We start from the raw sequence: 3,531 nt of genomic DNA, 5'->3' as shown, positions 1-3,531 counted from the left end.
TCGGCCGCCTCCACCGCCGCCCCGCGGCCATTAATGTCTAAGAGAAACCCCGATCCGGGCAAAACCGGATCGGGGTTGCGGAGAAGCATTTCAAGGGTCCTTTTGCTCTGGCCCGCCCCCTCGCGGCAACCACCAGAATGACACCGATCTCCCTGCGTTATTCGCCCTCCGATCGATCTTCCCAGACACACCTCTCCCCCGAATCCGACCGGTGGCGCCTGCATTGTTCCAACTTCCAACCCGGGCAGCTTCCCGCTCTCGACGGTTGTACATTCTTCCCGCGCCGCGGGTCTGGCAACAAACTCCGCCAGCGGCTGTGGTTGGCAAAAACGCCGTGGTACCGAATCTGATGACTATAAGGAAATGAGACCAAGGCGGCCAGGCGGCGCAGGAAATGGAGGCCTGCGGGAAGAGCTTCACGGTAACGATGGGAATCCTCGAGCACGATACAGCGAAGGTCAAGTATCAAGAATGCAAATTCGTCAAGGTGCGGCAGCAGATCACGATTTTCGGGGTCACCACGAAGAAGAAAAGCTGATTCGTAGCCCGCGATCGCCTTTCACGCCGGAGTTGAAAGCGTCCGGGCACCAGAAGGGAATGTGATCTCCATGGGGGATCCAAGCATGGGCACCCAAGACTCCTGGCTTGGCCGCATTGTTGCGCCACGCGCGCAGTTCGAGGATGACCAGGTCTATGATGACCCGGTACAACACCGGCGCAGGAAGATCCCGGCTGGATATGAATAGAGGCCCGATGATATACTTGTTCAAAGTAGCGTTTCGTATCGTCGGTGCCGTTCTTGAACTCGAGGAATTATCATGCGTCACTCGCTTTTCATTCTTTGCCTTGTTGCGCTCATTTTGCCTGTCGGCTGCGGCACGCGCGACCGATTGGCGCCTGAGAGCGGCCCCTCGGCGGTGCTCGTCGAGGATACCATCGGCATCGCCGGCGGCGTTCTGGCCGCCGACGAGGTCCGCCTCAGCGTGCCGGCCGGGGCGCTGCTCACAGACACGCATCTCGCGATCTACGAGTTCACGGATCCGCATCCCTTTGCCGATCTGAACCGGCCGGCCTACAGTGTCGTCGGGCTCCCCCAAGAGCTGCACGCGCCCGTTACCCTGCGCTTCATGCATGGCGCGGATGGCAAGGATGCGATCACGTTCTATCGAGGTGAGAATCGGGATGGACGCAGCGGCGGCCGTCAGCTGGCTTGGGAGCCAATCGCCTGCAGCGACAGCTCCGGGTGGTGTATTGCACAATTGACACGAGGACCCTTCGACTTTGGTGACAAGCGAACCGAGCAACAGGTCTACCTCTCGGGCGAGGAGATGAAGCGCCTGGAGCCATCGGCCCATTTTGAGCTCGGATATTGCGAAAGCGACATCAGCAGGGAAGGTGCGCAGACGGTGCTGGAGATGATGGAGTTGAGCTTCGATCACCTGCGTGACCTGGGATTCGCCTTTGGCGGCAATGACGCTATTTGGCCGCTGCCGGCTTACATGATTCAACCGGAAAAGTCGCTATGTGCATATTTCTATGGCGTCGACGGCAAAGGCTACTTTATGTTCACCCCCGATATAACTCCCGACAGCGACTTCATGAGGGCCATCGTCTGCCATGAGGTCTTTCATTGCGGGCAGCAATGGTACGATCCTCGGCCATCGCAGGATTGGATCTCCGGGAACGCTGAACGACTTTGGCTCGATGAGGCGGCGTCGAGCTGGATAGAACTTGATGTGATATCCGGTGGGTATACATCGCCTTTCTCGATCGGCGGAGAGAATATCGCAATGCCGCTTGCAGGCCTTTGTGGGCATCCGTCGCTAACGGACGATATGTATGGATACGGCATGGCTTCATTTATTGAGTATGTTGTGCGCCAACAGGGTCGATCGGTGGTGCAGGGGATCTATCAGGGATTTCTGACGGAGGGGTCCATTGTCGGCGCGCTGAGACAGGTCCTCGTGCCACCGATTGCCGAATGGTGTCTCGAATTCCATCACAAGATCGCGTTAAGCGAGATCTATTCGATCGCGGACTGGCACGTTTTGTATCATTCGTATGACTTCAATATCGAAGACATTTATCGAACGCTGGGCAAGAAGTACGGCTATGTGCGGCAAATCGCCGACTTCGGATCGGCCGTCGTTTCCCTGTCGGTATTTGAGGAGTCAACGAATGAGGCCGACGCATTGCGGCTGCGGGCGCCGGAGCACATGCATCTCACTGCCTATGTTGCTTCCGAATGGGAAGAGGCCCAGGTCATCGCCTCGGGGCGAGACAGCCTGACTCTGGTCGACCTTGACCGCGTAACGTGCCACCATATGCAAGACGATTTTCGACGTCTCGTGGTGCTCATGACCAAGGATTGGGCCGATGGATGGAATTGGGATAATCGATCGGATGTGACCTTAGAAGTGGAGATGCTGCGTCCTGCGGAGTATGAGCACCTGACACGCTGTATCGTCAATGGTTTGATTCAAGCCTATGTCATCGGAGAAGGGCTCGAAAGGCAGGGCTTTTGGGTGGCTTCGTATGAAGCGGCCGACGGCACCTGGACAGACAATGAATACACGCTCGCATGGGACACAACCGCCGGCATCGCCAGACACTCAGGCAGCATCCATCTCCGTATCAATCCGGTTACCCTGGACGTGGAGCACTTTACGGGGACCCAGTTCTATTACCAGTCGGATATCGATTACACCAAGACCGAAGAATTCGAGGGCAAGGGGGTTCCCCTAATAACCAATGATGGCGGCGAGTTGATTTTGCGCCTCGAGGGCGCCGCCGTCTGCGACTCCCTGATCACCGCGTATCGGCGCAGAGTGGAGGCCGGCTCGGTCACCGAGGAGTGGGACGCCGACGCGTTTGGGTGCATCGGCGGCGGCGAGCAGATGAGCTATCTCGAGATCCGGCTCTGGGATCCTACGTACAAGGCGGAATGGGACGGTGCCCCGGCATCTCGGATTCAGGCCGGTAGTACTGGGGGAGCCTCAATCTCGACGGACTCGACTTCGGTCGTGACCCCGCGCCCTCGGCATCCGTGACGGGCGGACCGGGGCGGTCACGTTTGTACAACGATTCGAATGTACTTGGAGACGGCGGCCTGACGGATCTCAATGCCCAACTTCATCAATTCGCCGGATTTCTATCATCAGCGCAATCTGATGAGTTACAGACTCCCGGTTTCATCTCCATAGCTGAGATTCACCCGGTTTAAGCCTTCCAATGCCGACAATTCGCTGACGAAGCGTTCTGTCTGTGTAGGGTCTTTCAACGAGACATAAAAGCTCAGCTGCAGGGCTTCACCCAAGCGAACCGATTTTACATGGATGAGCGAGCTCAAACGAAGATAGCGGTCAAAGAGGGGGAGATACGGTTTCCGGGGTTCCTCGCCGGCGACCACATTGAATTGCAGAATATACTCGCTTCTCTTCGGGCTTACCTGCCGGATTATGTGCATGATGGCGATCAGGAGGCCCGCGATAAGCGTTCCGGCGACGGCAACCAGCAGATTACCGGTACCGG

Annotated in this window: 4 protein-coding genes; 2 read left to right on the top strand and 2 right to left on the bottom strand. The window is 57.5% G+C overall.

Features of this window, described 5'->3' with window-relative positions; translation table 11 throughout:
* On the bottom strand, window positions 1–224 hold a 224-nt coding region (locus KJ970_18190; protein MBU2692853.1), incomplete at its 3' end, for a hypothetical protein.
* Between the two features lie 170 nt (window positions 225–394).
* On the opposite strand from KJ970_18190, the gene KJ970_18185 reads away from it, so the two are divergent.
* The gene (locus KJ970_18185) at window positions 395–538 is read left to right on the top strand and encodes a zinc ribbon domain-containing protein (protein ID MBU2692852.1); all 144 of its coding nucleotides are present in this window, start codon (window positions 395–397) and stop codon (window positions 536–538) included.
* A 280-nt stretch (window positions 539–818) separates the two neighbouring features.
* Window positions 819–3,050 carry a hypothetical protein gene (locus tag KJ970_18180; protein MBU2692851.1) on the top strand — a complete coding sequence of 744 codons (2,232 nt, stop codon included), beginning with the start codon at window positions 819–821 and terminating at the stop codon, window positions 3,048–3,050.
* A gap of 125 nt (window positions 3,051–3,175) precedes the next feature.
* Here the strand turns inward: KJ970_18180 and KJ970_18175 are convergent.
* Window positions 3,176–3,531 (bottom strand): hypothetical protein (locus tag KJ970_18175; protein MBU2692850.1); only part of this gene is annotated, 356 nt, incomplete at its 5' end.

The sequence above is a fragment of the Candidatus Eisenbacteria bacterium genome, from assembly GCA_018831195.1.
Classification (GTDB): Bacteria; Eisenbacteria; RBG-16-71-46; order CAIMUX01; family JAHJDP01; genus JAHJDP01.
This window is presented reverse-complemented; position numbering and strand designations above follow the sequence as displayed.

Bases quoted from the DNA above. Each gene is read 5' to 3' on its own strand.
- KJ970_18180 (MBU2692851.1), top strand. From the start codon at position 819: ATGCGTCACTCGCTTTTCATTCTTTGCCTTGTTGCGCTCATTTTGCCT.
- KJ970_18185 (MBU2692852.1), top strand. From the start codon at position 395: ATGGAGGCCTGCGGGAAGAGCTTCACGGTAACGATGGGAATCCTCGAG.